The following is a 637-nucleotide window of genomic DNA, read 5'->3' on the forward strand; positions in this document are numbered from 1 at the left end:
GTGTGCTCAACGTCGGCTCGGGTGTCTCGGGGATCTACAACACCAGCGTGTTGCCGCTCGGGACGCCGGCGGTGCTGTCGGGCCTCGGCAACGTCGGCCATCAGCTGTCGGGCGTGTCTGCGGCCGGGACCGCGTTGAACCAGATCCCCATCCTCAACATCGGGTTGGCGGATGTGGGCAACTTCAACGTCGGGTTCGGCAACGTCGGGGACGTTAACCTGGGCGCGGCCAACCTCGGTGCGCAAAACCTGGGGCTGGGCAACGTCGGCACCGGCAACCTCGGCTTCGCCAACGTCGGCCACGGCAATATCGGTTTCGGCAATTCGGGTCTGACCGCCGGCGCGGCCGGCCTGGGCAACACGGGGTTCGGCAATGCCGGCAGCGCCAACTATGGTTTCGCCAACCAGGGCGTGCGCAACATCGGGTTGGCCAACAACGGCACCGGCAACATCGGGATCGGGCTGGTGGGGGACACCCTCACCGGCATCGGGGGCCTGAACTCCGGTGCCGGCAATATCGGCTTGTTCAACTCCGGCACCGGCAACATCGGGTTCTTCAACTCCGGGACCGGCAACTTCGGCATCGGTAACTCGGGCAGCTTCAACACCGGCATCGGCAATAGCGGAACGGGCAGCAC

General features: G+C 65.9%; 1 protein-coding gene. It reads left to right on the top strand.

Translation table 4 applies throughout. From position 1 onward, the window contains the following. Positions 1-637 (top strand): PPE family protein (locus FJR74_RS08315; RefSeq protein ID WP_503465745.1); only part of this gene is annotated, 637 nt, incomplete at both ends.

The organism is Metamycoplasma neophronis (assembly GCF_006491995.1).
Taxonomy (GTDB): Bacteria; Bacillota_I; Bacilli_A; order Mycoplasmatales; family Metamycoplasmataceae; genus Metamycoplasma; species Metamycoplasma neophronis.